The sequence below is a fragment of the Oleiphilus sp. HI0086 genome, assembly GCF_001635225.1.
In genome coordinates, this window is record NZ_LWFZ01001244.1 from 1 (window position 1) to 1,220 (window position 1,220).

The 1,220-nt window shown below is 44.3% G+C and carries 2 protein-coding genes and 1 pseudogene; 2 read left to right on the forward strand and 1 reads right to left on the reverse strand.

What is annotated here, in order from left to right:
• Nucleotides 1–415 (forward strand): annotated as a pseudogene (locus A3756_RS28145) (hypothetical protein); the annotation flags it as partial.
• Between the two features lie 287 nt (nt 416–702).
• Complete coding sequence (locus A3756_RS21575; protein WP_068554605.1) at nt 703–1,095, forward strand: hypothetical protein; 393 nt, start codon at nt 703–705, stop codon at nt 1,093–1,095.
• Nucleotides 1,096–1,127: 32 nt separating this feature from the next.
• On the opposite strand, the gene A3756_RS29335 is transcribed toward A3756_RS21575, so the two are convergent.
• Complete coding sequence (locus A3756_RS29335; RefSeq protein ID WP_368664610.1) at nt 1,128–1,211, reverse strand: hypothetical protein; 84 nt, start codon at nt 1,209–1,211, stop codon at nt 1,128–1,130.
• Nucleotides 1,212–1,220 lie beyond the last annotated feature (9 nt).

Here is a 1,220-nt window from a genome sequence, read left to right on the forward strand (position 1 = left end):
GTGGGTAGGTAGCGCTGCGAATATCCCCTTGGCGGACAATTCTCAAGATCTGGTAAGCGGCCTGTTTTTCCATTTTGACCTGGAAGAAATATCTCGCACAGTTCGCCCCGGCGGTCATGTGATCCTTGTAAATACCGGCCCTAGACATCTAATAGAGCTTCGCCGTGTTATCTACGATGAACTCAAAGCCGAAACGCGAACAGAGTTTGAAAGCCTCCCTACGAGCCTTCAGCATGTGAAGACTGATTACTTTGAGCAAACAATTCACCTACCTAGCTCACAAGACATCACTAACCTGTTTTCAATGACACCGCATTACTGGCGCTGTAAACCAGAAAAAAGAACTCTACTTGAGTCCCTTGATACTCTAGACTTACAGCTAGACATACAGTTTGATATATTTCAGAAGAAGTAAATCAGCCACTATCAGTACTGATCACTAATAAGAGTTTAAAAGCCACTACCGTGTCGTCTAAAAAACATAATCAGCAGAATTATTTTAAATACTTTCTGATCAGTGCCATTTGTACCCTGGCAGGCCTCGGAACAATTGTATACGTTAATATTCTCTTGCCCGCATCTGAAAAGCAGGAATTACTTGCGCTAATTGGTCTTATTCTTAGCGTGCCTAGCGCTATCATCGCCTTTTACTGCTATATTCGCCTTCTCGTAAGCAGAATCCAGAATTTCTTGGACAAATAAATGATAACGCCCGATATAGAAATATACATAAAGAACATAAACAACAGTGAATTGCTCGCCTGGCTAAATACTCACTTTACAACCATCGATATCAACCTTGAAGCAAGCAGCTTATCCGAAAAGAAAAGTATCTCGGGCACCCTTTCACGCGAAGGGAATAAGATCCCTATCGTCGTTACGCCCTGTGCAGCAGGAAAGTCTTATTGCAGTGTTTGGTTCAAATCGTCTGAAACACCTTGGGACAATGATGAAGCCTGCGCACTAAGCCTGTTAGAGATGTATGACCTGGAGGTCAGGTGTGCCGCACATAGCTGGCAAGAAGGGGAAGATGAAGCAGGTGAATATTGGAATGCCATCACCCGAAACGAAAAAAAGCTTATCCGCTGGGGATAAGCCTTTTCTGTAGAAGCTAAAGAGCTAGAGGCTTACTTGGCAACCGAAACGTTGTCTGCCTGCATACCCTTCTCACCCTCACTCAAATCAAAGCGCACTGCTTGGCCTTGACGCAATGAGCGACG

Coding starts and splice junctions, on each gene's coding strand:
- A3756_RS21575 (WP_068554605.1), top strand. CDS start 703: ATGATAACGCCCGATATAGAAATATACATAAAGAACATAAACAACAGT.